We start from the raw sequence: 24,916 nt of genomic DNA, 5'->3' as shown, positions 1-24,916 counted from the left end.
GCAGATGCCGCTCCTACAGTCGCGGGGGGATTTCGGAGGGGACACGCTATGGATTTGAAGCGCCTGCATCGCCGTCACGCTCTCTCGCTGCTGGGAGGCGCCGCCGCGATCGGCGCCGCCGGGCCCGCCTTCGCGCAGGCCGAGCCGGCCAAGCCCGCCCAGCTCGTGGTCAATCATTCCGGCGGGTCGATGGGCTCGGCCATGCGCAAGGCCTTCTTCAACGGCTTCGAAAAGAAGTACGGAATCAAGGTCGTCGAGACGAGCCCGGTCGATTTCGGCAAGCTCCGCGCTATGGTCGATTCCGGCAACGTCGAATGGGACCTCACCGAGATCGGCGGCCAGGATGCGATCCGGGCCGGGAAGGCCAACCTGCTGGAGAAGATCGATCCGAAGGTCGTCGATCGCTCCAAGTATCCGCCCTCGGCGCAAAACCCCTACGTCTTCGCCTCGTCGGTCTATACGACCATCATCGGGTTCCGGAACGACGTGTTCAAGAACGGCAGCCAGCCCAAGAGCTGGGCCGACTGGTGGGACGTGAAGAAGTTCCCGGGCGCGCGCTCGATGCGCAACCATCCGACCGACAATCTCGAATTCGCCCTGATCGCCGACGGTGTCCCGAAGGACAAGCTCTACCCGATCGACTTCGACCGGGCGTTCAAGAAGCTCGACCAGATCAAGCCGCACATCACGGTGTGGTGGTCGACCGGCCAGCAGCCGGCGCAGCTCCTGCTCGACAAGGAGGTCGTGCTGGCCACCGGCTGGAACGGCCGCTTCTACGACATCATCAAGAAGGGCGCGCCGGTCGGCATCGAATGGAACGAGGGCGCGCTGAAGCAGGGCAGCTTCGCCATCCCGCGCGGCGCCAAGAGTCCCTACTGGGCCAACAAGATGCTGGCCGAACTCGCCGTGCCGCAGCAGCAGGCGGTCTATGCCTCGGAGCTGGGCTATCCCGGCCTCAACCTCGAATCGCTGAACTTCGTCGATCCGAAGGTCAAGCCGTTCCTGCCGACGGCCTATCTCGACCAGCAGTTCTGGGTCAGCGACGAATGGTATGCCGAGAACGGCACCAAGGCGGCCGAACTGTGGAACGCCTGGATGCTGAAGAAGGGCTGACCTCCGTTGAGTAAAAGCGGGGGATCGGCCGACCTTCTCATTGAGGGCGTGGCCCGGCGTTTCGGAGAGGTGGTCGCGCTCGACCACGTCTCCCTGCAGGTGGCCCAGGGGGAGCTGCTGACCATCCTCGGGCCGAGCGGCTCAGGGAAAACGACCTTGCTGAAGGTCGTCGCGGGATTCGAAGCACCCGACGCCGGCCGCGTGACGGTGGGCGGCGCCGACATCACCTCGCTGCCACCGGCCAAGCGGGACATCGGCATGGTGTTCCAGAACTATGCGCTGTTTCCGCATCTCAGCGTCGCGGCCAACGTCGCCTTCCCGCTGGAGATGCGCAACGTTGCCAGGCCGGAGATCGAGCGGCGCGTCGCCGAGGCGCTGGCGATGGTCGAACTCAAGGGCTACGAGGCGCGCCTGCCGCGCCAGCTGTCCGGCGGCCAGCAGCAGAGGGTGGCGCTGGCCCGCGCCATCGTCTTCAACCCGCGGCTCCTGCTGCTCGACGAGCCGTTCGGCGCGCTCGACCGCAAGCTGCGGGAAACGATGCAGCTCGAAGTGCGCCGCCTGCAGCGGCGTCTCGGCCTCACCACCATCTTCATCACCCACGACCAGGAGGAGGCACTGGTCCTCTCCGACCGCATCGCGGTGATGAACAAGGGCACGATCCAGCAGGTCGCCACGACGACGGAGATCTATGAGCGGCCGGCCAACGATTTCGTCGCCGACTTCGTGGGCGAGAGCAACATCTTCCACGGCACGATGAGCGGACCTGGCACGGTCACGCTCGACGGCGGGCGCACGCTTCAAGTCCGTGGCGACAAACCTGCCGGAAGCAAGGTCGGCGTGCTGATGCGGCCCGAACGATTTGCCCTGACGGGCGCCAACGCCTTCGCCGGCGAGGTGGTCGAATCGGTCTACCTCGGCACCTCGTTCAAGCTGCGGCTGGCGTGCGAGGGCGGTCTCGAACTTCTGGTGCGTCAGCCCGCGCGCGGCGCGCTGCCCGCCGCCGGCACCAAGGTGACCGTCGGTATCGAGCCCGAGTCGATCCATGTGTTCTGAGAGCAAACCCCTCCGACCTCTTCCTGAGGAGCATCGCGGAGCGATGCGTCTCGAAGGATGGGCCGCAGGAACGGTGCTCGTTCCCATCCTTCGAGACGGCGCTGCGCGCCTCCTCAGGATGAGGGTTGTTTCGTGAAGTCCCGCGGCTTTCTCCCCGCGCTGCCGGCGCTGATCCTGCTCTTCGTGTTCTTCCTGCTCCCGGTCGTGCGCATGCTGGGCTTCAGCCTCGAGGGCGGGACGCTCGACTGGTACGCCAAGGCGCTGGGCGAGCAACTCTATCTCCGCGTCTTCTGGAACACGTTCGAGATCGCGCTGCTGGTCACGTTCTTCTGTCTGCTGCTGGGCTATCCGCTGGGCTTCCTGATGGCCACGACCACGCCCTTCTGGGCGACCGTGGGTTTCATCTTCGTCCTGCTGCCGCTGTGGACCTCGGTGCTGGTGCGCACCTACGCGTGGATGGTGCTGCTCGGCCGCAACGGCGTCTTCAACCGCACCTTGATGGAAGCGGGCATCATCAGCGATCCGATTCCGCTCCTGCACAATTTCACCGGCGTGCTGATCGGCATGGTGCATGTGCTGCTGCCCTACATGGTGCTGCCGATCTACGGCGCGGTGCGCAAGGTCGATCCCGCCATTCCGGCGGCGGCCGCGGGCCTCGGCGCGTCCAGCTTCGCGATCTTCCGGCGCATCTACCTGCCGCTCACCCTGAACGGCATCTTCGCGGGCTCGGTGCTGGTGTTCGTGCTGTCGCTGGGCTTCTTCATCACGCCGGCGCTGCTGGGCGGCGGCCGGGTCATGATGATCGCCGTGCTGATCGAACAGCAGGTGCGCGAGGCGCTGAACTGGCCGTTTGCCGCGGCGCTCTCCGCGGTGCTGCTGGTCTTCACCTTCGCTGTCTATGCGCTGGCCCAGCGCTTCACGCGGACGGAGGCGGCCCGATGACCCGCAGTCTGAGCCGGCGCCTGCTCGTCGTGTCCTGCGGCCTCATCTACTTCTTTCTGATGCTGCCGCTGCTGGTCGTCTTCCCGATCTCGCTGTCGTCGGCGCCCTACATGCAGTTCCCGCCGCCCGGCCTGTCGTGGCAGTGGTACGAGCGCTATCTCGACGATCCGCAATGGATCGACGCCACCTGGCGCTCGCTCTACATCGGCAGCGCGACGGCGGTCCTCGCTCTGGCGCTCGGCGTGCCGCTGGCCTTCGCGCTGGTGCGTGGAAAATTCTTCGGCCGCGTGCTGATCGACCGTCTCGCGCTCGCGCCGGTCATCGTGCCGACGATCATTCTTTCCGTGGCGGTCTATGGCCTGTTCGCCAAGCTGAAGCTGATCGGCAGCTGGTACGGGCTCGTGATCGCCCACACGGTGCTGGCGCTGCCCTTCGTGGTGCTGGTGCTCGGGGCCGGCCTGCGCGACTTCGACCGCTCGCTGGAACAGGCGGCCGAAGGGTTGGGCGCCAGCCGCTGTCGCACGCTCGCGCGCATCACCCTGCCGCTGCTGCGGCCCAGCCTCGTCTCGGCCGGGCTGCTGGCCTTCATCTCCTCGTTCGACGAGGTGGTCGTGGCGCTGTTCCTGGCCGGCGCCAACATGACCCTGCCCAAGAAGATGTTCGACAACATCATGATGGAGATCGACCCGACCATCGCCGCCGTGTCGGTGATGCAGATCCTGCTGGTTTCGGTCGTGCTGGTCCTGATCGGCCGCTTCGGCCGGGGCCTCAAGGATAGTGCGAGATGACGATGTTGCCGACCCTTCGAGACGGCCGCGGTGCGGCCTCCTCAGGGTGAGGTGGGAGTGTAGTGAAACCCTCATCCTGAGGAGCGGTCCGAAGGACCGCGTCTCGAAGGATGGGCCAAGGAGCAGGTGATGGCCGACAGCGTCTTCCACAAGGATTTCAAGGCGACGCCGTGGTGGTGGGAATGGTGGCATCCCTCCAACGAGCTGAGCCAGGATCCGCCGCTCAAGACCGACGTACTGGTGGTGGGCGCGGGATATGGCGGCCTGTCGACCGGACTCGAGCTGGCGCGCTCGGGCGTCGACGTCACGGTGCTGGAGCGCGGCGATTTCGGCGTTGGCGCCTCGACCCGCAACGGCGGTGGCGTCAGCGGCGGCACGACCATGGGCAAGGGCTTCTCCGGCAAGGGCGTCGGCGGCGACCCCGAGGCCTGGAAGAAGGTGATGGCGCGCATGCTGAGCGACGCCGCCGATTCGCTGAGCCAGGTCGAGACGGTGATTCAGCGTGAAGGCATCGAGTGCTTCTGGCGCATGAACGGCCGCTTCAGCGGCGCCTACACGCCGCGCCATTTCGCCGAACAGCAATCCAAGGTCGCGACCTACAACGAGCAGGCGGCGCTCGGCACCTACATGATCCCGCGCGAGCGCCAGCGCGAGGAGATTGCGTCCGACTATTACTATGGCGGCATGGTCGTGGAACGGACCGGTCAGCTCCATCCCGCGCTCTATTACGGCGGCCTGCTGAAGGCGGCGCACCGTGCCGGCGCGACGCTCTGCGCCAACTGCGATGCCGAGAAGATCGAACGCAAGCCGGGCGGCTTCCGGGTGCTGACCAGCAAGGGTCCGATCGAGGCGCGCGAGGTGGTGATCGCCACCAACGGCTACACGACCGAACTCACGCCGACCCTGCGGCGCAAGCTGGTGCCGGTCGCCAGCCACATCATCGCGACCGAGGAACTGCCCGAGGATCTGGTGCAGAGCCTCATTCCGAAGAACCGCGTCGTCTCCGACACCAAGCGGGTGCTCTGCTACTACCGCCAGTCGCCCGACAACAAGCGCGTGATCTTCGGCGGGCGCGCCCGCTTCACCCAGGTGACGCCGGAGGTCAGCGCACCGGTGCTGCACGGCTACATGCTGGAGCGCTGGCCGCAGCTCAAGGGCGTGAAGATCACCCATGCCTGGACCGGTAACGTGGCGTTCGCCTTCGACTTCCTGCCGCACATGGGCATGGAGCAGGGCATGCACTATCTGATGGCGTGCAACGGTTCGGGCGTCGCGATGATGTCCTATCTCGGCTACCAGACGGCGCGGAAGATCGCCGGCGGCTCGAACGCGCCCGTGAACGCCTTCGACGGCCAGGATTTCCCGACCGTCCCCTTCTACAGCGGCAACCCCGAATGGGTGCTGCCCTTCGTCGGCGCCTGGTACCGCACGCGCGACTGGTGGGATCGGGTACGGGCTTAGGGTCGGATGAGGGGGCCGCGTGAGCCGCCCCCTCATCCGTCTACTTCATCGTGATCGGCGAGAAGTCCTGGAACCAGTTCTGAGCCTGCACGAAGCCCGTGACCTTGGGCGACAAAGCGCGCGGCGCCACGTCATGCGTCACGAACAGGAACAGCGCGTCGTCGACGATCTTCTCGTGGACCTTCTTCAGCGCCTCGTCCTGCGCCTTCTGGTCGAAGGTCGTGCGCGCCTTCTCGAGCAGCGCGTCCATGCCGGGGTCCTGGTAAAAGCCCCAGTTGGTGCCGTTGGGCGCCACCAGCTTCGAATCGAGATGGCGGATGAAGGCGGTGAAGGGATCCTGGATGAAGTAGCTGAAGTTCAGCGCGCTGGCGCCCTTGGTCAGGTCCGACTTCGCACCGGCCCGCCACAGGTTGATCAGCGTGTTCCACTCGGCGACCTCGAACTCGATCTTGATGCCGACATCGGCCAGGTTCTGCTGGATGTACTCGTTCATCGGCAGCGGCAGCATCTGGCCCGAGCCGGAGCTCGAGATCAGCACCTTCGCCGTCACCGGCTTGGCCTTGCTGAAGCCCGCCTCGGCCAGCAACTTCTTGGCCGCCTCGGGGTCGAACTTCACGTCGAAGCTCGGACTGCCGAACCACTGGCTGCCCGGCGTGAGGAAGCCCTTGGCCGGGATCATCATGCCTTTCAGCAGCACCTTCAGCCCCTCGCGGTCGACGGCGAGGTTGGCGGCCTTACGCACGCGGATGTCCTTCCACGGCGAGCCGTCGGCGAAGGAGAGGTGCCAGGTCCAGTTGTGCGGATAGGCGTTGCTGATCAGCTTGAAGCCGGCCTTCTCCAGGCTGGGGATCGCGTCGGGCGAGGGCGCCTCGATCCAGTCGACCTGGCCCGAACGCAGCGCCGCCGTGCGGGTCGCGGGCTCGGGGATCGGCAGCAGGACCATCTTGTCGAGCTTCGGCACGCGGGCCTTGTCCCAATAGTCCTTGTTGGGCGACAGCTCGGCGCGGGTCTGCGGCTGGAAGGCCGTGAGCTTCCACGGGCCGGTGCCCGACGGCGTCTGCGCGAACTTGTTCCAGTCCTTGCCGACCTTCTCCCACTGCGCCGGGCTCGACATCATGACCCAGGAGATCTGGTAGGGCAGGAAGGCGTCGGGCGTCTTGGTCCTGATCTCGACCGTCTTGTCGTCGATCACCTTGTAGGAGGCGACCGCGGGAATACGCGAGCGGCCCTGCGCCGCCTGCTTCGGATCGAACTGCGGGGACTTGTCGTTCAGCAGCTTTTCGAGGTTCCAGACCACGGCGTCGGCCTTGAAGTCGCTGCCGTCGTGGAACTTGACGCCGTCGCGCAGGGTGAAGGTCCAGCGCGTCGGATCGGCTTCGTCGACCTTCCACGAGGTGGCGAGGCCGGGCACCAGCACCGAGGCCTTGTCGGCCGAGGACAGGTCCCAATTGATCAGCCCGTCATAGAGCGTGTAGCCCATGAACCGCATGCCTTCGCCGCCCTGGTCGGTCTGGCCGGTGGTCAGCGGAATGTCCGAAGCGGTCATGCCGATGCGCAGCGTGCCCTGCGCCAGTACCGGGGTCGCGGCCAGCGATGCCAGCAGGGCGACGGTTCCCAGTACGGCTTTCTTGGCGAAGATCATGACGAAGGTCCCTGTTTTCCTTGTGGTCGTTGTCCTCGCAGACGCCAGAACCATGCCAAAGGATAGGTGGCGCCTCCCTCCCGCCCGTCCGAAAGTGCCTCCGTTCGACAAAGAACGTGACTTATAATTTAGAATCGTTCTAAACTTAGGCCGCTAGCCTAGAACATGAGGGATGGACGATGACGACCGAGAGCAAGTGCCCTTTCAGCGGTGCACCCAAGGGCCATACGAACCGGGACTGGTGGCCCAACCAGCTCGACCTGCAGGTCCTGCACCAGCATTCCCCGCTCTCCAACCCGATGGGCGAGGCCTTCGACTACGCCAAGGCGTTCAAGAGCCTCGACCTCGATGCCGTGATCGCCGACCTGCGCGCCCTGATGACCGATTCGCAGGACTGGTGGCCGGCCGACTTCGGCCATTACGGCCCGTTCTTCATCCGCATGGCCTGGCACAGCGCCGGCACCTATCGCGTCGGTGACGGCCGCGGCGGCGCCGGCGGCGGCCAGCAGCGCTTCGCCCCGCTGAATTCGTGGCCCGACAACGTCAATCTCGACAAGGCGCGCCGACTCCTCTGGCCGATCAAGCAGAAGTACGGCGCGAAGATCTCCTGGGCCGACCTGCTGATCCTCACCGGCAACGTCGCGCTGGACTCGATGGGCTTCAAGACCTTCGGCTTCGGCGGCGGCCGCGCCGACACCTGGGAGCCCGAGCAGGACATCTACTGGGGCCCCGAGGGCAAGTGGCTGGCCGACGAGCGCTACAGCGGCGACCGCCAGCTCCAGGGCTCGCTGGGCGCCGTGCAGATGGGCCTGATCTACGTCAATCCCGAAGGCCCCAACGGCAATCCCGATCCGCTCGCGGCGGCGCGCGACATCCGCGAGACCTTCGCGCGCATGGCGATGGACGACGAGGAGACGGTGGCACTGATCGCCGGCGGCCACACGTTCGGCAAAACCCACGGCGCCGGTGACGCCGCCCTGGTCGGGCCGGAGCCGGAAGCCGCGCCGATCGAGCAGCAGGGGCTGGGCTGGAAGAGCAGCTTCGGCTCGGGCAAGGGCGCCGACCAGATCGGCAGCGGCCTCGAAGTCACCTGGACCACGACGCCGACCAAGTGGAGCAACAACTTCTTCGAGAGCCTGTTCGGCCATGAATGGGAGCTGACCAAGAGCCCGGCCGGCGCCCATCAATGGACGGCGAAGAACGCCCAGGCGACCGTGCCCGATCCGGCCGATCCGGCCGACCCCTCGAAGCGTCGCCTGCCGACGATGTTGACCACGGACCTGTCGCTGCGCTTCGACCCGGCCTACGAGAAGATCTCGCGGCGCTTCTTCGAGCATCCCGACCAGTTCGCCGATGCTTTCGCGCGGGCCTGGTACAAGCTCACGCACCGCGACATGGGCCCGATCGCGCGCTACCTCGGCCCGCTCGTGGCCAAGGAGCATCTGATCTGGCAGGACCCGATCCCTGCCGTCGACCATCCGCTGGTCGGCGACGCCGAGATCGAGGCGCTGAAGGCCAAGCTGCTTGGCTCCGGCCTCACCGTGTCGCAGCTCGTGTCGACGGCCTGGGCCTCGGCCGCGACCTTCCGCGGCGCCGACAAGCGCGGCGGCGCCAACGGTGCGCGTATCCGCCTCGCGCCGCAGAAGGACTGGGCGGTCAACCAGCCGGCCGAGCTGGCCGCTGTCCTGGCGAAGCTCGAAGCGATCCAGGCCGAGTTCAACGCTTCCGCCGCGGGCGGCAAGAAAGTCTCGCTGGCCGACCTGATCGTGCTGGGCGGCGTCGTCGGCATCGAGAAGGCGGCGAAGGAAGCCGGCCAGGACGTGAAGGTCCCCTTCACGCCGGGCCGCATGGATGCCTCGCAGGAGCAGACCGACGTGCACTCCTTCGAACCGCTGGAGCCGACCGCCGACGGCTTCCGCAACTTCCTCGGCACGAAGATGCCGCAATCGCCCGAGGAGCGGCTGGTCGACCACGCCCAGCGCCTCACCCTGACCGCGCCCGAGATGACGGTATTGGTCGGCGGCCTGCGCATGCTGGGCGCCAACACGGCTCAGTCGAAGCACGGCGTCCTCACCTCGAAGACCGGGACGCTCAGCAACGACTTCTTCGTCAACCTGCTCGACATGGCGACCGAGTGGAAGCCGGTGGCCGGCGAGGAGGGCGTCTACGAGGGTCGCGACCGCACGTCCGGTGCCGTGAAGTGGACCGGCACCCGCGTCGACCTGATCTTCGGCTCGCACAGCCAGCTCCGCGCGCTGGCCGAGGTCTACGCCCAGTCCGACGCGAAGGAGAAGTTCGTGAAGGACTTCGTCGCCGCCTGGACCAAGGTCATGAACCTCGACCGCTTCGACCTCCACGCCTGAACTGCGTGACCTGAAAACGGAAAGCCCGCCCGGTGAAAGCCGCGGCGGGCTTTTCATTTCCGCCGTCCCAAGCAGAGCCGCCCGCAGGGCGGCGCGGCCCGGACGAAAGCGAGCGCACGACCGACATGTTAGGGGTATCACGGGGAGGCGCCTCACCTCTCGGCGCATTGACGAGCGGGACGCCTAGGCGCTGGAGGACGGCGGTCCTACGTGGGTCGGTCGCGTCAATTCTTGACCCATCGGATTGAAACCTACGGCAGAATTACGTGGTGTACTTTAGTGATCGTGTACTCTGGCGCTTCGATTGCTTCGCCGCGCGAGTCGAGTCGCACTGGCGCAATCTCAATAGTGACATCTAGCAGAGCACCCGGCGGGACTGGTGTCTTCGCGGCCTGAAAGGCGGCAAGCCAGTCTTCGTCCGCTATTGTCATTTCGCGCGCCTTCTCGTGAAGGATGGTCCATTTCCCGCTGCCGGAATAGACAGCCCGGCGGACGCCGACAGTTGCCCTCATCCTCGCCGCAGGGATGATTGTTTCCTCTGGGCGCTTTGGCGTGGGCATCGTCTGAATAAGGCGCGCCTCCTCATTGTCGATAGTCTCTATGTGTCCGCTGGATTCTTCAAATTCAATCTTGTCATAGCCGGGGCGTGTGACTGGCTCTATGACCTTCTTCGCGCTCGCGATTGCTGCGGGGTCGGTAAGCAACTTGGCAACATCTGACTGCATCAAAAAAACGTCGCGGCCCGCAGTTATCTGGACGAAATTGTTCCCGTCTCTTTGGATGATTTTTGTCCCGTCTGGCACCTTGCCGCGAAGCTTCTTAAGAGCGCCCAGCAATCCAACAACACCCGCCGCGCCGCCAGCAATCACGCCAATGGCGTGCGCAATGTCTGCCGCTGACTTCAGGTGCGCTTCGCCGAATAGCCCTTTTGCTTTCTCCCAGATGGAATGCAGGATTTGAATGTCGAACTGAAAGCAGTGCTGTTCGACATCAACGTCTATCAAGACGCGAACGCCGGTATCCGCCTCACCGTTCAAAACAACATTGGCGCGCTTTATCAGATCTGAGAGCGCCAGTACCGCAGGCGCGAAGTCTTCAACGGCCATCTTGTGGCCGCCCTCAAAAACAGGGCCGTCATATCTGACGGTGAAGGTTGTATCTGACACACATAAATTCTAATGCATCGTCAGGTCTTAGTCGCGGTCTTTTTGGCTCTCGGCTTATTGACTGCGGGCTTGGATTGCGGCGGAATCCGCTTATGCGGCCGTGGGCCCATTTTGGCCGGCCAACCGGATCAACGACTCAAAACGCTCCCAAGCATCGGGTGTAAGCTCGTTCTGAAGGGAATACTCGGGACTATAGCCGTTATGGTTGGGGGAGGGGTTGAATGTCATCTTTTGGATTTCCGCAATCTCAATGGGACGCGGCAAAGCATGAAGTATTGGAGATACTTCAGAAGAAAGCGCGCCGAGAACAGACTATTGCATATTCAGATCTTGCGGCGCAGATCGCTTCAATCAGGTTCGAAGCCAATGACCACGTTTTTCATGAACTGCTGGGGCAGTTGTCGGAAGATGAGGACGCTGCCGGACGGGGAATGATTTCGGTCTTGGTCGTTTACAAGTCAGACCCGATGCCGGGCCCTGGATTCTTTAAACTTGCGACGCGGCTTGGCCGAACTGAGCACGATCGAAACGCGCTTTGGATCAATGAGTTCAGGAAAGTGGTCGCAGCCAACGCTAGTTGAGATCGGTGCCGCGCGACAACGTATTCATGATAGAGCGGATGATCGGCAAAGTAGCCAATTGATTAGTTGCTGCGGGCCTCCGACGATTGAGCGCAACCAGGCGAGCCGCGTCGCCTGACTCACCACCAGCTGCCACCCATCCTGCACCGTTACGTCCACGCAGACCCATCGGAAGACGTAGGTCTTCTGTTCCTTCGCGTTCAGGATCGGGCTCTTCCGGTGACGATCACGGTTGGGCCGGCGAAGAGCTGTGGTTAGATATTCTGACCTATCCTCTCGCGGTAGACTTCGATCGCATGGTCTGCGATGCCTGAGCCATTGCCCAACCGCCAGAGCCAACTACCGAAATTGATTGTCTCTCTATTGCGCATCTTCTCAATTGAAAAGCCATCAAGTCGATACTCATCGAAGCAGTTTTCAAATCCTAGCCAAGTGGGAGGAACTGACGGAACGATGTCTCTGTCGTTGTAGAGATGGTGCGGATGCTTGAACGTTACCATCGCATCAAAGTCACAATATCGCGGCATGCCAAACGTATAACTGTCTGACGTGCTCTGATAGTTCATCATTACACGACGACCTTGGGTAAATTCGCCGATTGTAGGAATACGCCAGAGCGCGTGCATTATGCCAGCGAGCGCGCCGCCCAAAGAATGCCCGGTGACAACCACTGGAATTGAGTCTTCAGTTTCCTGAAGAAATTTGCGCATGTGGATTCCGACTGGTTCGAAGCATGGCCAAATTGCTCGAATGAATCCTTTGTGGAAATGCGGCGTGCCGTCGCCTAGCCGAACACGAGAAGCTCTTAGATTTACGAGCCAATCGTAGAGATATTTGGTGCCGCGAATGGCAATAACAATCACGTTCGGTGTTCTGATGCCGACGACGATTGCATACCGACGAATCACAACAAAATGCTCTCCCAACTCAAGTGATCGCATTAGCGTGTCGAAGTCAGTGATGTGGCCGGTCGTTACCGCGCTTTGGTAGGCAAAGCAGGGAATGACATTAACTCTATCAGCCCCGGTTAGCTCGAAATCGGCAATGCGCTGGTAAGTAAGCTCAGAGAACAACGCGCATACATAGGCTTTGCGAAGATCGAAATCTGGTTTGGTCCAATCGGCTATGTTGAGGTTTGCTCTAATTTCGTTAAATGGTCTGTTGTTTGGCATTCGCTTCTCCAAGCACGGTGAAAATGCCTGTTTCGAAAGTTGTCTATAGTGACAAATATACTCGTATTTATATGAAGGAAGTAGCTACATTTGCTGAGAGTGCAATTCCCTCGATGCACAGCTCTGGGAGTATAGAGTTTTGTGATCTTTGGCCTTGAGCGTGATTACGCGTTGTGACGCCGGGGGTATGGTTGAGTTCGCGATGCATCCTGCCTCTGGATTTGTCAGACGGCCCACGACTTGAATTTTACATTTAAGCGAGGAGCCGCGTCGCCTGACTCACCGCCAGCTGCCAGCCGTCCTGCGCCGTGATGTACACGCACACCCAGCGGAAGTCGTAGGTCTTCTGTTCCTTCAGGTTCAGGATCGGGCTCTTGCCGGTGACAATCACGGTCGGGCCGGCGAAGACCCGGAAGATGAGGTCGGTGGCGGGGGCTGCCTCGATCAACGGCTCGCCGGCCATCGCGGCGACCAGGCGCGCGTCCTTGTTGTCGAGTTTTCCGGAGCCGTGCGTGTGCGTGAAGCTGTCAGCGTAGAGCGGGCGCATCGCGGCGAAGTCCTTGGCGAGCACGGCCTTCGCGAGCTTGGCGCGGAAGTCGGTGACTTCCTCGATGAACTTCTTCGCTTCCGCCGGGTCGGGTTGGCGCGGCGGATGGGCGAGGGCCTTCGGGGCCAGGAGTAGAAGCGGGAGACCCGCGAGCAGGGTGCGTCTACGCATCCTTCGAGGATACGCCGGCCTCGGCGAAGGTCGCCATGCCGTTGTGGCAGGCGGCGGCGGCCTTGAGCAGCGGTACGGCGAGCGCGGCGGCCGAGGCTTCGCCCAGGCGCATGTCGAGGTCGAACAGCGGGCGCAGGCCCAGTTCGGCGAGCAGGCGGGTGTGGCCGGGCTCGGCCGAGCGGTGGGCGACCAGGCAATGGTCGAGCGCACGGCGGTCGACGGCGCGCAGTACCGCGGCGGCGGCGGTGCAGGCGAAGCCGTCGAGCAGCACCGGGATGCGGCCCATGCGGGCGGCGACGATGGCGCCGGTCAGGGCCGCGAATTCCTCGCCGCCGACCGCGGCCAGCAGTTCGAGCGGATCGCGGCGGGCGATCGCCTCCTTGTGGAAGCTGAGCGCCTCGTCGATCACCGCGATCTTGTGCGCCAGCGCCTTGCCGGTGACGCCGGTGCCGGGGCCGGCCCAGTCGGCGCCGCTGCCGCCATAGAGCGCGGCGCAGAGCGTGGCGGCGACCGTCGTGTTGGCGATGCCCATTTCGCCCAGGCACAGAACGTCGATGCCGGGCTCGGCCACCATCATGCCGTAGGCCATGGCATTGGCGGCGCGCGTCTCGTCCATCGCCGGCCCTTGCGTGAAGTCGGCGGTCGGATGGTCGAGGTCGAGCTCGTAGATGCGCAGGTCGGCGTCGATCGCGGCGGCCAGCTGGTTGATGGCGGCGCCGCCGTTGGTGAAGTTCTTCACCATCTGCTGGGTGACTTCGGGCGGATAGGCCGAGACGCCGCGCGCGGCGACGCCATGGGTGCCGGCGAACACCGCGATGCGCGGCCGTTCGACCCGCGGCTGGGCGCGGCCCTGCCAGCAGGCCAGCCATTCGGCGATCTCCTCCAGCCGGCCGAGCGAGCCTTGCGGCTTGGTCAGCTCGGCCTGGCGGCGGACCACCTCGGTCTGGGCGGTGAGATCGGGTCCCGGCAGTTCGCGCAGGATCCGGCGCATTTCGTCGAAGGAGGCAGCCGACATTGTTTGTCCGGGGGCATTCAGGAAGGGGCCGGACCATCCTATATTCGGGGGATCATGACCAGTCCCCACGAGCCCTCCTCCTCTTCGTCTTCGTTCAGCGGCGGCGGCAGCGGCGCGCCCCGCCCCGCGTCGTTCGACGAATGGCTGCAGGCCTTCAAGGAACAGATGACGTTCTTCACCGGGCTGAAGCTCGATGTCGGGCTGCCGCGCTGGCCGCTCGCCGACGTGCTGCCGGTCCTGCCCGTGGTCGGCGCGGCGATCGGCCTGGCCTCCGGACTGGTTTTCGCCATCGTCCGCGGCATCGCCGGGCCAGGCTGGCTGGCGGCCGTGCTGGCGGTCGGCGCGGCGATCGTCCTGACGCGCGCCCTGCATGAAGACGGGCTGGCGGACACGGCCGACGGGCTGGGGCCGCATGGGCTTGAGCCGGCGCGTCGCCTCGAGATCATGCGCGACAGCCGCAACGGCACGTTCGGCGTGCTGGCGCTGGCGCTCACGGTGCTGATCAAGGTCGCCTGCCTGGCGCAGTTCGGCGCCGCCACCGGGCTCGTGGTGCTGATCTCGGCCCATGCGCTGTCGCGCGCCGTGCTGGCCTATCCGCTGCTGGCCTTCTCGCCGGTCCATGCCGACGGGCTGGGCGCGACGGTGGGCAAGCCGACCGACAACGACGTCTGGATCACCATCGGCATCGGCGCGGGGCTCGCTTTCCTGCTGATGCTGGGCAAGGGCCTGTTCGTGGCGATCCTGGCGCCGCTCGCCGTGCTGGCCTCGGCCTGGTTCACCTCGCACTGGGTCGCCAAGCGGCTCGGCGGCTACACCGGCGATACGCTGGGCGCCGTCCAGCAGAAGGCGGAGGTCGTCTTCCTCGTGGTGGCGGCGCTGTTCATCGGCCGCTAAGAACGCGGCCGCTTAAAGATCCATCGGAGGAACGACATGGCGACGGGCGCCAAGATCACGGGAGCGGTCACGCGGTGGTGGTGGGTGCGGCATGCGCCGGTGCCCAATCCGGAACGCCGGTGCTACGGCCAGTCGGACATGGATTGCGACGTGAGCAACGAGGCGCTGTTCCGTCACCAGGCGAAGCTGCTGCCCAAGGGCGCGGTCTGGTACGCCTCCAACCTGCTGCGGGCGCGCAAGACGGCCGAAACGCTCGCCAAGGCCGGGGCGGAGATGGACACGCTCAACATCGATCCCGACCTCGCCGAGCAGCATTTCGGTTCGTGGCAGGGGCTCACCTATGTCGAGATCGCCGAGAACCACGCCAACAACCATCTCTTCTGGCTGGGACCGCCGGAATTCCGGCCCGACGGCGGCGAGAGCTTCGTCGACCTGCGCGACCGCACGGTGCGCAGCATCGACCGGCTGACCGCCGAGCATAAGGGCCGCGACATCGTGGCGACGGCGCATGGCGGCACGATCCGCGCGGCGCTGGCCCACGCCTTCGACCTGCACCCCGAGGCGGCGGTGCGCTTCGAGATCGACAATGTCTCGATCACGCTGATCGAGCATTTCGAGCAGGCCGATCCGCTGCATGCCTGGCGCGTGGCCTTTGTGAACTACATGCCGCGCGAAATCGTCCTCGCCCATGCGGGCGGGCCTGCGTGACGGCGGCCGCCCCGTCGACCGCTAAATCGACCGCCGAGCTGGCGGCCGAACAGGCCGCCCACTGGAACGGTCCGGGCGGGCAGAACTGGCTGAAGGCGCAGGCCCGGCTCGACCATCTGATGGCCGGGATCACGCGCGAAGCGCTGGCGCTGGCGAACGCCCAGCCCGGTGAGACGGCGATCGACGTCGGCTGCGGTCCCGGCACCACGACGGCGGCCTTGGCGGCCGCGGTCGGGCCCGAGGGGCACGTGCTGGGGGTCGACATTTCCCGGGTGCTGATCGACGCGGCGGCGACGCGACGGCTTTCCAACGCGACCTTCGTGGTGGCCGATGCGGGCACGCATCCGTTCGAGGCGGCTTCGGTCGACCTGATCTTCTCGCGCTTCGGCGTCATGTTCTTCGGCGATCCGGTGGCCGCCTTCACGAACCTGCGGCGTGCGCTGAAGCCGTCGGGCCGGTTGGCCTTCGTCTGCTGGCGCAGCGCGCGGGACAATCCCTGGAGCCGCACACCGGTGCAGGCGGCCGCGCCGTTCCTGCCGCCGATGCCGCGGCCCGGTCCCGAAGATCCCGGGCAGTTCGCCTTCGGCGACCGCGCGCGCGTCGAACGCATCCTGACGGGCGCGGGTTTCAGCAATCTCGCGATCGAGCCGCTCGACGTCGAGATCTGGATGGGCCGCGACCCGGCCGACGTCGTGGCCAATGCCGGCCGCTTCGGGCCGCTGGCCCGCCCTCTCGCCGAAGCCGATCCGGCCGCTGCCGCGCAGGCGAAGGCTGCGATCATCGAGGCGCTGACCCCGCACGCCACGAAGGACGGCGTGTCGCTTCCCGGTGCCTGCTGGCTGGTCGGCGCGACGCCCGGCTGATGGAACATATCTCCACCTTCCCGCTGCCGCCGGTGACGCTCGTGCTGGGCGGCGCCCGCTCGGGCAAGAGCACCCATGCCGAGCGGCTGGTGACCGGCACCCTGCACGGCGGCACCCCGCGGCCGGCCGTCTATGTCGCCACCGCCGAGGCGGGCGACGTCGAGATGGCGACCCGGATCATGGCCCATCGCACGCGCCGCGGCGTCGCCTGGACCACGATCGAGGAACCGCTGAAGCTCGCCGAGGTGATGGAAGAGGCGGCCGCGAAGGGGCAGCCGATGCTGGTCGACTGCCTCACCCTCTGGCTCTCGAACCTCATGCATGCCGGCGAGGATGTCGACCAGGCGACCGACGATCTGGTCCGGTCACTCGATGATCACAACCAGCCGGTGGTGTTCGTCAGCAACGAAGTGGGCCTCGGCATCGTGCCCGAGACCCCCCTCGGCCGGACCTTCCGGGACGCGATGGGCCGGCTGAATATGCGTATTGCCGAGCGTGCCGACCGGGTGATCCTGATGGCCGCGGGCCTGCCTCTGGTGATGAAGGACCGCCCGGCGCGGTCGCGCTGAGGGCGGCCCAATCGGCCGCGAAACGTGGTATGATTCAGCTCTTGTGACCATCCAGGCGCTCCCTCGGCGTCGGTCGCCAGCCACACGGAGCACAAATGAAGCTCGATCGCCGAACCGTCCTTTCGGGCACCGCGGCCGCGTTCGCCGCGCCGTTCCTGACCTCAATGCCGGCCCGTGCCGACGCCAAGCGCCAGTCGCTGGTCGATTCCTGCCTCGCCACCGCCCGGAAGATCCTGGGCGGCCCCGACTTCCCCGACGCCGCCGGACAGATGGTCAATGCGCGTGGCGTCCTGATCATTCCCGAGCTCGTCCAGGGCGGGTTCATCTTCGGCGCCGCCGGTGGTCGCGGCGTCCTGCTGGGGCGCAGCTCGCCCAACAACTGGAGCTACCCGGCCTTCTATATGATGGGGTCCGGCAGCGTGGGGCTGCAGGTCGGCGGCAAGGTTTCCGAGATCGTGTTCATCATCCGGACCGAGAAGGGCCTGCAGGCGATCATCGATCACAAGTTCAAGTTCGGGGCGGAAGCGGGCGTGACCATGGTCGCGGTCGGCATCGGCCTCGAGGGCGCCTCGACCGCGGCCGGCGGCGCCGACATCGTGGCCTTCGCCAACTCGCAGGGCCTGTTCGCCGGCGCCTCGATCGAGGGCTCCTACATCGACGCCGACAACGACTGGAACGCGCTCTATTACGGCAGCGGCGCCACGGCGAAGGGCGTCGTGCTCGACCGCCGCTTCACCAACCCGGGCGCCGAACCGCTCAGGCAGTATCTGTCGAAGTGGTGATCTGACTACCAACCTTCATCTCCTCCCCCGTCTTACGGGGGAGGCAAGTTGAGCTAAGCGACCTTCAGCCCCGCCGCGATCGAGAGCTTGGCCTTGGTCTTGGCCTTGACCTCGTCGACGGTGACGCCGTCGGCGAGTTCGATCAGCGTGACGCCGCCATCGCCCTTCTTGTCGACGGCGAAGACGCCGAGCTCGGAGATCACCATGTCGACCACGCGCCGGCCGGTCAGCGGCAGGGTGCATTCGCCCAGCAGCTTCGAGGCGCCGTCCTTGGAGACATGCTCCATGGTGACGATCACGCGCTTCACGCCGGCCACCAGGTCCATGGCGCCGCCCATGCCCTTGACCATCTTGCCCGGGATCATCCAGTTGGCGAGGTCGCCGTTCTCCGCCACTTCCATGGCGCCCAGGATCGACAGGTCGATATGGCCGCCGCGGATCATCGCGAAGCTGTCGGCCGAGCTGAAATAGGACGTGCCCTTGACCTCGGTCACGGTCTGCTTGCCGGCATTGATGATGTCGGCATCGACCTCGTTGTCGTAGGGGAAGGGACCGACGCCCAGCATGCCGTTCTCGCTCTGCAGCGTGATGTCGACATCCTCAGGGACATAGTTCGACACCAGCGTCGGGATGCCGATGCCGAGGTTCACGTAGAAGCCGTCCTTCAGTTCCTTGGCGGCGCGTGCCGCCATCTGATCGCGGGTCCAGGCCATCGTTCTCTCCTCAAGCCTTGCGTACGGTGCGCTGTTCGATCTGCTTGTCGTAGGGCGCACCGCAGAAGATGCGCTTCACGAACACGGAAGGCGTGTGGATGTGGTCGGGATCGAGCTCGCCGACCGGCACCAGCTCCTCGACCTCGGCGACGCAGACCTTCGCGGCGGTCGCCATCATCGGATTGAAGTTCCGCGCGGCCTTCCGGTAGATCAGGTTTCCCGACGTGTCGCCCTTCCAGGCCTTGATCAGCGCGATGTCGCCGAACAGGCCGCGCTCCATCACATATTCCTCGCCGTCGAAGACCTTGGTCTCCTTGCCCTCGGCCACCAGCGTGCCGACGCCGGTCTTGGTGTAGAAGGCCGGGATGCCGGCGCCGCCAGCGCGGCAGCGTTCAGCCAGGGTGCCCTGCGGGTTGAATTCGAGCTCCAGCTTGCCGTCGAGGTAGAGCTTGGCGAAGGTCTTGTTCTCGCCGACGTACGAGCTGATCATCTTCTTCACCTGCCCGGTCTCGAGCAGCAGGCCGAGACCCGCGCCGTCGATGCCGGCATTGTTCGAGACGCAGGTGAGGCCCTTAACGCCCGAATCGCGCACCGCACCGATCAGCCTTTCGGGAATGCCGACCAGGCCGAAGCCGCCGCACATCAGCATCAGATCGTCGCGCAGCAGGCCCTCGAGCGCCGACTTCGCATCCTTGTAGACCTTGTTTGCCATCGCTGTGTTCCGTCCTCGCCTGCCCATACTCGCTGGGGGTCCCGGCATATGGAAGGGCCGCCACTTGCCTGTCAATCAGTCGCGAATTGTCCGCTTTCCGGCGACGAATTCCCCCATCAGCCGGTGCCCATCGTCGCTCACGGCGAGGTCCATGAACAGCGTTCGTTCGCTGGCGAGGCCTTGTGACAGCGGTGTTTCAGTTGCCGACCGGACCAGCCGCTTGATGTGCGCCACCGCCCGCGGCGGCTGCGCGGCCAGCCGCTTCGCCATCGTCATCGCATGGTCCAGTACCGGCCCGTCGACCGCGGCATGGACCATGCCGAGGCTCGCGGCCTCGTCGGGCGATACGGTGCGGCCCAGCAGCGACAGTTCGAGGGCCCGCGCCTCGCCGACCAGGCGCACGAGACGCTGGGTGCCGCCGGCGCCGGCCAGGATGCCGATGTTGATCTCGGGCTGGCCCAGCCAATAGGCGCCACGCTCGGCGAGGCGGATGTCGCAGGCCATGCAGAACTCGAAGCCGCCGCCCATCGCCGTGCCGTTGATCGCGGCGATCACCGGCTTGGGCGCGGTTTCGAGGCGGGTGAGGATCCGGTGGTAGGCGCTCTCGGGCGAGGGCCGGTCGAGCGAGAAGGTCGCGCCCTTGGCGCGCAGCTTCTCCGAGAGGGCAAGCAGTTCGGAGACATCGTAGTGCTCGATGAAAACGCCGTTCAGTGCGCCGGTGAAGACCAGCACCCGCACGGTCTCGTCGGCCAGCAGCCCGTCGACGGCGGTGTCGAGTTCGCCGACCATCGCGGCGTTCATGTAGCCCTTGGGCGGATTGTTGAAGCGCACGATGGCAATGGTGCCGGCGCCGGCGTCGCGCCGTTCGATTTCGATCAGGGGCATAGCGGATTGTCGTCGGCCGCGCGCCCGCTGGCAATCAGGTCGGCGATCTGGTGGCGTAAACGCACCAAACGAAACAGGCCAAACAACTGAAATGACCGGGCCCTCCCCGCCGGGGAGTGATTCCCGGCGGGGTTTGGGTATCGAACTCGTCCCTTAGGCGCGCATTTCCTGTGCGACGGTAAGTGGCTGCGGCAGACGCGTCAGCATCTCCTTCGGCACGACCTGCCAGAAATGCCCGACCTCGCGATCCCAGTCGTTCAGCAGGCGCGCGCCCAGCGGCGACTTGGTCTCGGCGACATGTTCCGCCACCAGGCCCTTGAGCACGGCCTCCCAGTGCGGATGGTCGATGCGCTGCCACGTCACCGTCTCGGGATTGACCTTGAGCTGGAAGGCATCCTCGGGGTCATAGAGGAACGCCATGCCGCCGGTCATGCCGGCGCCGAAGTTGACGCCGATCGGTCCCAGGATGACCGCCGTGCCGCCGGTCATATACTCGCAGCCGTTGGAACCCAGCCCCTCGACCACCGCATCGGCGCCCGAGTTGCGCACGGCGAAGCGCTCGCCGGCGCGGCCCGAGGCGAAGAGCTTGCCCGCCGTCGCGCCGTACAGGACCGTATTGCCGATGATGGCATTGGCTTCCGGCACCAGCGGGCTGGAGATGGTCGGCTTCACCACGATGGTGCCGCCGCTCAGGCCCTTGCCGACATAGTCGTTGGCGTCGCCGAACACTTCGAGCTTCATGCCCTGCACGGCGAAGGCGCCCAGCGACTGGCCGGCGGTGCCGCGCAGCCGCACGGTCACCGTGTCGGGCGGCAGGCCCGTCATGCCGTACTTGCGCGTGATCATCGCCGACAGCCGCGTGCCGACGGCGCGATGGGTGTTCCGCACGCTGTACTGCAGCTGCATCTTCTCGCGGTGGCTGAAGAGCGGCTGCACGTCGCGCAGCATCTGGGCGTCGAGCGTGTCGGGCACCTCGTTGCGGCCCTCGACCGTGCAGTGCACGGTCTCGTGCCCGCCATCGGCCCGCGTCAGCAGCGGGTTGAGGTCGAGATCGTCGAGATGGCGCGCGCCGCGGCCGACCTGCTTCAGGAGGTCGGAGCGGCCGACGATCTCGAGCAGCGACTTGTAGCCGAGCTGCGCCAGGATCTCGCGCACCTCCTCGGCGACGAAGCTGAACAGGTTCACCACCTTCTCCGGCGAACCCTCGAACTTTTCGCGCAGCTTGGGATCCTGCGTGCAGACGCCCACCGGACAGGTGTTGGAATGGCACTGCCGGACCATGATGCAGCCCATGGCGATCAGCGAGGCCGTGCCGAGCCCGTATTCTTCCGCGCCCAGCATGGCGGCGATCACCACGTCGCGGCCGGTCTTGATGCCGCCGTCGGTGCGCAGCAGCACCTTGTCGCGCAGCCGGTTCAGGGTCAGCACCTGGTGGGTTTCCGACAGGCCCATCTCCCACGGGATGCCGGCATACTTGATGCTGGTCTGGGGCGAGGCGCCGGTGCCGCCATTGTGGCCCGACACCAGGATCACGTCGGCCTTGGCCTTGGCCACGCCCGCCGCGATCGTGCCGATGCCGGAGCGCGCGACCAGCTTCACGGTCACGCGCGCCTCGGGATTGATCTGCTTCAGGTCGTAGATCAGCTGCGCCAGATCCTCGATCGAATAGATGTCGTGGTGCGGCGGCGGGCTGATCAAGGTGACGCCGGGCGTCGAGTGACGCAGCTTGGCGATCATCTCCGTGACCTTGAGGCCGGGAAGCTGGCCGCCTTCGCCGGGCTTGGCGCCCTGGGCCACCTTGATCTCGATCTCGCGGCAGTTGTTCAGGTACTCGGCGGTGACGCCGAACCGGCCGGACGCCACCTGCTTGATGGCCGAGGAGGCGTTGTCGCCGTTCGGACGCGGCTTGTAGCGCGCGGCATCCTCGCCGCCTTCACCGGAATCGGACTTGGCGCCGATGCGGTTCATGGCGATCGACAATGTCTCATGCGCCTCCGGTCCCAGCGCGCCCAGCGAGATGCCGGGCGCCACCAGGCGCTTGCGCAGCTCTGTGATCGACTCGACGTCGTCGAGGGCGATCGGCGTGCGGTCGGGCTTGAAGTCGAGCAGGTCGCGCAGGTTGATCGGCGGCTGGCGGCGCACCGCCTCGCTGTACTTGCGGTACTTCGCGTAGGACTCGGTGTTCACCGCGTCCTGCAGCATGTGGATCAGCGCGCCCTCGAAATTGTGCCGGTCGCCGCCGCGGCGCGCCTTGTAGAAGCCGCCGATCGGCAGCGCGATCACGTCCTCGTCGAAGGCGCGCGCATGCTGCTCGGCGATCTCCTCCTGCACCCCGCGCAGGCCGATGCCCGAGATGCGCGAGGGCATGCCGGGGAAGAACTCGGCGACAAGCGAGCGCGACAGCCCGACCGCCTCGAAGTTGCAGCCGCCGCGGTACGACGACAGGACCGAGATGCCCATCTTGGACATCACCTTGAGCAGGCCCTCGTCCAGCGCCTTCTTGAAGTTCGCCAGGCACTGGCCGAGCGACAGCTTGCCGAACAGGCCGCGCGCGTGGCGGGCCGCGATCGTCTCCTCGGCGAGGTAGGGGTTCACCGTCGTCGCGCCGACGCCGATGATGACGGCGACATAATGCACGTCGAGGCATTCGCCCGAGCGCACGTTCAGCGAGGTGAAAGTGCGCAGCGACTGGCGCACCAGGTAGGAGTGCACGGCGCCGGCCGCCAGGATCATCGGCAGGGCGGCGCGGTCGGGGCCGATATTGGCGTCGGTCAGCACGATGTGCAGGCAGCCGCTGCGCACGGCGTCCTCGGCTTCCTTGCAGATGCGCTCGAAGGACTGGCGCATCGCGTCGAGGCCACCCTTCGGATCGAAGGTGCAGTCGATGCGCGCGACCGTATCGCCCATGTACTTGCGCATCGCCTCGAACTCGGCGTTGAGCACGATCGGCGACTGCAGGGACAGCATTTCGCTCTGGTCGGGCGTCTCGTCGAGGATGTTGCCGAGATTGCCCAGCCGCGTGCGGATCGTCATCACGTTGCGTTCGCGCAAGCTGTCGATCGGCGGGTTCGTGACCTGGCTGAAGTTCTGCCGGAAGTAATGGTGCATGCCGCGATAGGTATCGCTCAGCACCGCGAGCGGTGCGTCGTCACCCATCGAGCCGACGGCCTCCTTGCCGTCCTCGACCATGGGATGGAGGATCGCCTCGAGATCCTCGATCGACCAGCCGGCCGCGAACTGGCGGCGGCGCAGCTCGTCGGCCGCAAAGTGCTCGGTCGCGGGCGCGTCCTGGCGGATCAGCGAATCGAGTTCGACCGTGCGCTGCGTCCAGCTCGCATAGTCGTGCGTCGCCGCGAGCTTGTCCTTCAGCTTGCGGTCCTTGTAGACCTTGGGCTTGTCCATATCGACGGCCAGCATCTCGCCCGGGCCGAGGCGGCCCTTCTCGACGATCTTGGCCTCGTCCTGCGGCACCATGCCGGCTTCCGAACCGGCGATCAGCAGCTTGTCGGACGTCATCACGTAGCGCATGGGCCGCAGCCCGTTGCGGTCGAGCCCGACCAGCGCCCACTTGCCGGCGACGGCGGCGATGGCGGCCGGCCCGTCCCACGGCTCCATGACGCCGTTCACGTAGTTGTACATGGCGCGATGGTCGGCCGGCACGTTGGGATTCGTGGCCGAGGCTTCGGGAATCATCATCGTCTTGACCATCGGCAGGTTGCGATGGCCACGGACCAGCAGCTCGAACACGTTGTCGAGCGCCGACGAATCGGACGCCCCGGGCTGCACGATCGGCTTCAGGTCCTCGATGAAGCGGCCGAAGGTCTCGTGCTCGAGGCGCGCCTCGTGGCTCTTCATCCAGTTGACGTTGCCCAGGATGGTGTTGATCTCGCCGTTGTGGGCGAGCACGCGGAAGGGCTGCGCCAGCTTCCATTGCGGGAAGGTGTTGGTCGAATAGCGCTGATGGAAGATCGCGAAGCGCGAGACGAAGCGCTCGTCGAGCAGGTCGGGATAGAAGGCCGACAGATGCTCGGCGAGGAACATGCCCTTGTAGACGACCGACCGGCAGGACAGGGAGCAGACGTAGAACTCGGCGATGTTCTCGGCGAGCGCCGCCTTCTCCATGCGCCGGCGCAGGATGTAGAGCTGCTTCTCGAATTCGCGGTTGTCGAGCTTGGCGTCGCCGCGGCCGATCAGGATCTGTTCGATCTCGGGCCGCGTCTCGTTGGCCTTGGCGCCGATGACCGAGATGTCGACCGGCACCTGCCGCCAGCCCAGGATCGTGTGGCCGAAGCGCAGGATCTCGGTCTCGACGATGGTGCGGCAGCGCTCCTGCGCACCGAGATCGGTGCGCGGCAGGAACACCATGCCGACCGCGATGCGGCCGACCTGCGGGACCTCGCCGCTCGAGTCGCGGACATATTCCTTGAAGAAGTCCTGCGGGATCTCGACGTGAAGGCCCGCGCCGTCGCCCGTCTTGCCGTCGGCGTCGACCGCGCCGCGGTGCCACACCGCCTTCAGCGCATCGATGCCCGCCGCGACCACGTCGCGGCGGCGCTTGCCGTCCAGCGCCACCACGAGACCGACGCCGCAGGAATCGAGTCCCTCGGCGGGGTTGTAGCCATAGGCGGCGGTGAGCTTGGCGGTGCCGCTCTTGTAGTCGCGGACGAACTGCTCGGCATCGAAGGGAAGGATGGACATGGAACTATTCCTTATCGTGGCTTTCCCCCTCCGGCCTTCGGCCACCTCCCCCGTGTGACGGGGGAGGGATTGGAGAGG

The 24,916-nt window shown here is 65.7% G+C and carries 21 protein-coding genes; 12 read left to right on the top strand and 9 right to left on the bottom strand.

Translation table 11 applies throughout. The annotated features are described in order from the left end of the window. The first annotated feature begins 48 nt into the window (after positions 1-48). The 5 genes from ACO07K_RS23700 to ACO07K_RS23680 all read left to right on the top strand — a co-directional run bounded on the left by ACO07K_RS23700 (position 49) and on the right by ACO07K_RS23680 (position 5,357). Positions 49-1,113 (top strand): ABC transporter substrate-binding protein, encoded by a 1,065-nt coding sequence (locus tag ACO07K_RS23700; RefSeq protein ID WP_422032244.1) that lies wholly within the window; start codon positions 49-51, stop codon positions 1,111-1,113. Positions 1,114-1,161: 48 nt separating this feature from the next. Then, positions 1,162-2,166 (top strand): ABC transporter ATP-binding protein, encoded by a 1,005-nt coding sequence (locus ACO07K_RS23695; RefSeq protein ID WP_422032242.1) that lies wholly within the window; start codon positions 1,162-1,164, stop codon positions 2,164-2,166. A gap of 132 nt (positions 2,167-2,298) precedes the next feature. Continuing rightward, complete coding sequence (locus tag ACO07K_RS23690) at positions 2,299-3,108, top strand: ABC transporter permease (protein WP_422032240.1); 810 nt, start codon at positions 2,299-2,301, stop codon at positions 3,106-3,108. Next, positions 3,105-3,896 (top strand): ABC transporter permease, encoded by a 792-nt coding sequence (locus ACO07K_RS23685; RefSeq protein WP_422032238.1) that lies wholly within the window; start codon positions 3,105-3,107, stop codon positions 3,894-3,896. The genes ACO07K_RS23690 and ACO07K_RS23685 overlap by 4 nt, the downstream gene beginning before the upstream one ends. A 129-nt stretch (positions 3,897-4,025) precedes the next feature. Continuing rightward, on the top strand, positions 4,026-5,357 hold the full coding sequence (locus tag ACO07K_RS23680) for an NAD(P)/FAD-dependent oxidoreductase (RefSeq protein WP_422032237.1): 1,332 nt from the start codon (positions 4,026-4,028) through the stop codon (positions 5,355-5,357). A gap of 40 nt (positions 5,358-5,397) precedes the next feature. On the opposite strand, the gene ACO07K_RS23675 is transcribed toward ACO07K_RS23680, so the two are convergent. After that, a complete protein-coding gene (locus ACO07K_RS23675) occupies positions 5,398-6,999 on the bottom strand; it encodes an ABC transporter substrate-binding protein (protein WP_422032235.1) in 1,602 nt (533 codons plus the stop codon). Positions 7,000-7,178: 179 nt separating this feature from the next. Here ACO07K_RS23675 and katG point away from each other — a divergent pair, with 179 nt between their 5' ends. Further along, positions 7,179-9,362, top strand: a complete 2,184-nt coding sequence (gene katG / locus ACO07K_RS23670; protein ID WP_422032233.1) for a catalase/peroxidase HPI — start codon at positions 7,179-7,181, stop codon at positions 9,360-9,362. A gap of 251 nt (positions 9,363-9,613) precedes the next feature. Here katG and ACO07K_RS23665 read toward each other — a convergent pair whose 3' ends face one another. Continuing rightward, entirely contained in the window at positions 9,614-10,528 is a 915-nt protein-coding gene (locus tag ACO07K_RS23665; RefSeq protein WP_422032231.1) for a hypothetical protein, read from the bottom strand. 221 nt (positions 10,529-10,749) lie between these two features. On the opposite strand from ACO07K_RS23665, the gene ACO07K_RS23660 reads away from it, so the two are divergent. Then, positions 10,750-11,109, top strand: coding sequence for a hypothetical protein (locus tag ACO07K_RS23660; protein ID WP_422032229.1), 360 nt, complete (start codon positions 10,750-10,752; stop codon positions 11,107-11,109). Between the two features lie 254 nt (positions 11,110-11,363). Here the strand turns inward: ACO07K_RS23660 and ACO07K_RS23655 are convergent, their stop codons facing one another. The 3 genes from ACO07K_RS23655 to cobT all read right to left on the bottom strand — a co-directional run bounded on the left by ACO07K_RS23655 (position 11,364) and on the right by cobT (position 14,014). Then, a complete protein-coding gene (locus ACO07K_RS23655; RefSeq protein WP_422032227.1) occupies positions 11,364-12,281 on the bottom strand; it encodes a lipase family protein in 918 nt (305 codons plus the stop codon). A 253-nt stretch (positions 12,282-12,534) separates the two neighbouring features. Then, positions 12,535-12,999: a nuclear transport factor 2 family protein gene (locus tag ACO07K_RS23650; protein ID WP_422032224.1), complete on the bottom strand. Its 465-nt coding sequence runs from the start codon at positions 12,997-12,999 to the stop codon at positions 12,535-12,537. After that, the gene (cobT, locus tag ACO07K_RS23645; RefSeq protein ID WP_422032222.1) at positions 12,992-14,014 is read right to left on the bottom strand and encodes a nicotinate-nucleotide--dimethylbenzimidazole phosphoribosyltransferase; all 1,023 of its coding nucleotides are present in this window, start codon (positions 14,012-14,014) and stop codon (positions 12,992-12,994) included. The genes ACO07K_RS23650 and cobT overlap by 8 nt, the downstream gene beginning before the upstream one ends. Before the next feature lie 54 nt (positions 14,015-14,068). Here cobT and cobS point away from each other — a divergent pair, with 54 nt between their 5' ends. From cobS to ACO07K_RS23620, 5 genes are all read left to right on the top strand, one after another. After that, positions 14,069-14,908, top strand: a complete 840-nt coding sequence (gene cobS / locus ACO07K_RS23640) for an adenosylcobinamide-GDP ribazoletransferase (protein ID WP_422032220.1) — start codon at positions 14,069-14,071, stop codon at positions 14,906-14,908. Between the two features lie 36 nt (positions 14,909-14,944). Then, on the top strand, positions 14,945-15,616 hold the full coding sequence (locus ACO07K_RS23635; RefSeq protein WP_422008823.1) for a histidine phosphatase family protein: 672 nt from the start codon (positions 14,945-14,947) through the stop codon (positions 15,614-15,616). Then, on the top strand, positions 15,613-16,479 hold the full coding sequence (locus ACO07K_RS23630) for a class I SAM-dependent methyltransferase (protein WP_422032218.1): 867 nt from the start codon (positions 15,613-15,615) through the stop codon (positions 16,477-16,479). Before ACO07K_RS23635 ends, ACO07K_RS23630 begins: the two co-directional genes overlap by 4 nt. Then, positions 16,479-17,048, top strand: a complete 570-nt coding sequence (cobU, locus tag ACO07K_RS23625; protein WP_422032216.1) for a bifunctional adenosylcobinamide kinase/adenosylcobinamide-phosphate guanylyltransferase — start codon at positions 16,479-16,481, stop codon at positions 17,046-17,048. Before ACO07K_RS23630 ends, cobU begins: the two co-directional genes overlap by 1 nt. 95 nt (positions 17,049-17,143) lie before the next feature. Continuing rightward, a complete protein-coding gene (locus ACO07K_RS23620) occupies positions 17,144-17,830 on the top strand; it encodes a lipid-binding SYLF domain-containing protein (protein WP_298317038.1) in 687 nt (228 codons plus the stop codon). Between the two features lie 53 nt (positions 17,831-17,883). Here ACO07K_RS23620 and ACO07K_RS23615 read toward each other — a convergent pair whose 3' ends face one another. The 4 genes from ACO07K_RS23615 to gltB form a co-directional block, all read right to left on the bottom strand. After that, on the bottom strand, positions 17,884-18,543 hold the full coding sequence (locus tag ACO07K_RS23615) for a CoA transferase subunit B (protein ID WP_422032214.1): 660 nt from the start codon (positions 18,541-18,543) through the stop codon (positions 17,884-17,886). 10 nt (positions 18,544-18,553) lie between these two features. Beyond that, complete coding sequence (locus ACO07K_RS23610; protein ID WP_422032212.1) at positions 18,554-19,255, bottom strand: CoA transferase subunit A; 702 nt, start codon at positions 19,253-19,255, stop codon at positions 18,554-18,556. A gap of 75 nt (positions 19,256-19,330) precedes the next feature. Then, positions 19,331-20,140: an enoyl-CoA hydratase/isomerase family protein gene (locus tag ACO07K_RS23605; protein WP_422032211.1), complete on the bottom strand. Its 810-nt coding sequence runs from the start codon at positions 20,138-20,140 to the stop codon at positions 19,331-19,333. 153 nt (positions 20,141-20,293) lie between these two features. Further along, complete coding sequence (gene gltB / locus ACO07K_RS23600; protein WP_422032209.1) at positions 20,294-24,838, bottom strand: glutamate synthase large subunit; 4,545 nt, start codon at positions 24,836-24,838, stop codon at positions 20,294-20,296. Positions 24,839-24,916: the final 78 nt, after the last annotated feature.

This window comes from Reyranella sp., from assembly GCF_965228225.1.
Lineage (GTDB): Bacteria > Pseudomonadota > Alphaproteobacteria > Reyranellales > Reyranellaceae > Reyranella.
Note: the sequence above shows the minus strand (reverse complement) of the source record. Positions and strands in the feature narration are given on the sequence as shown.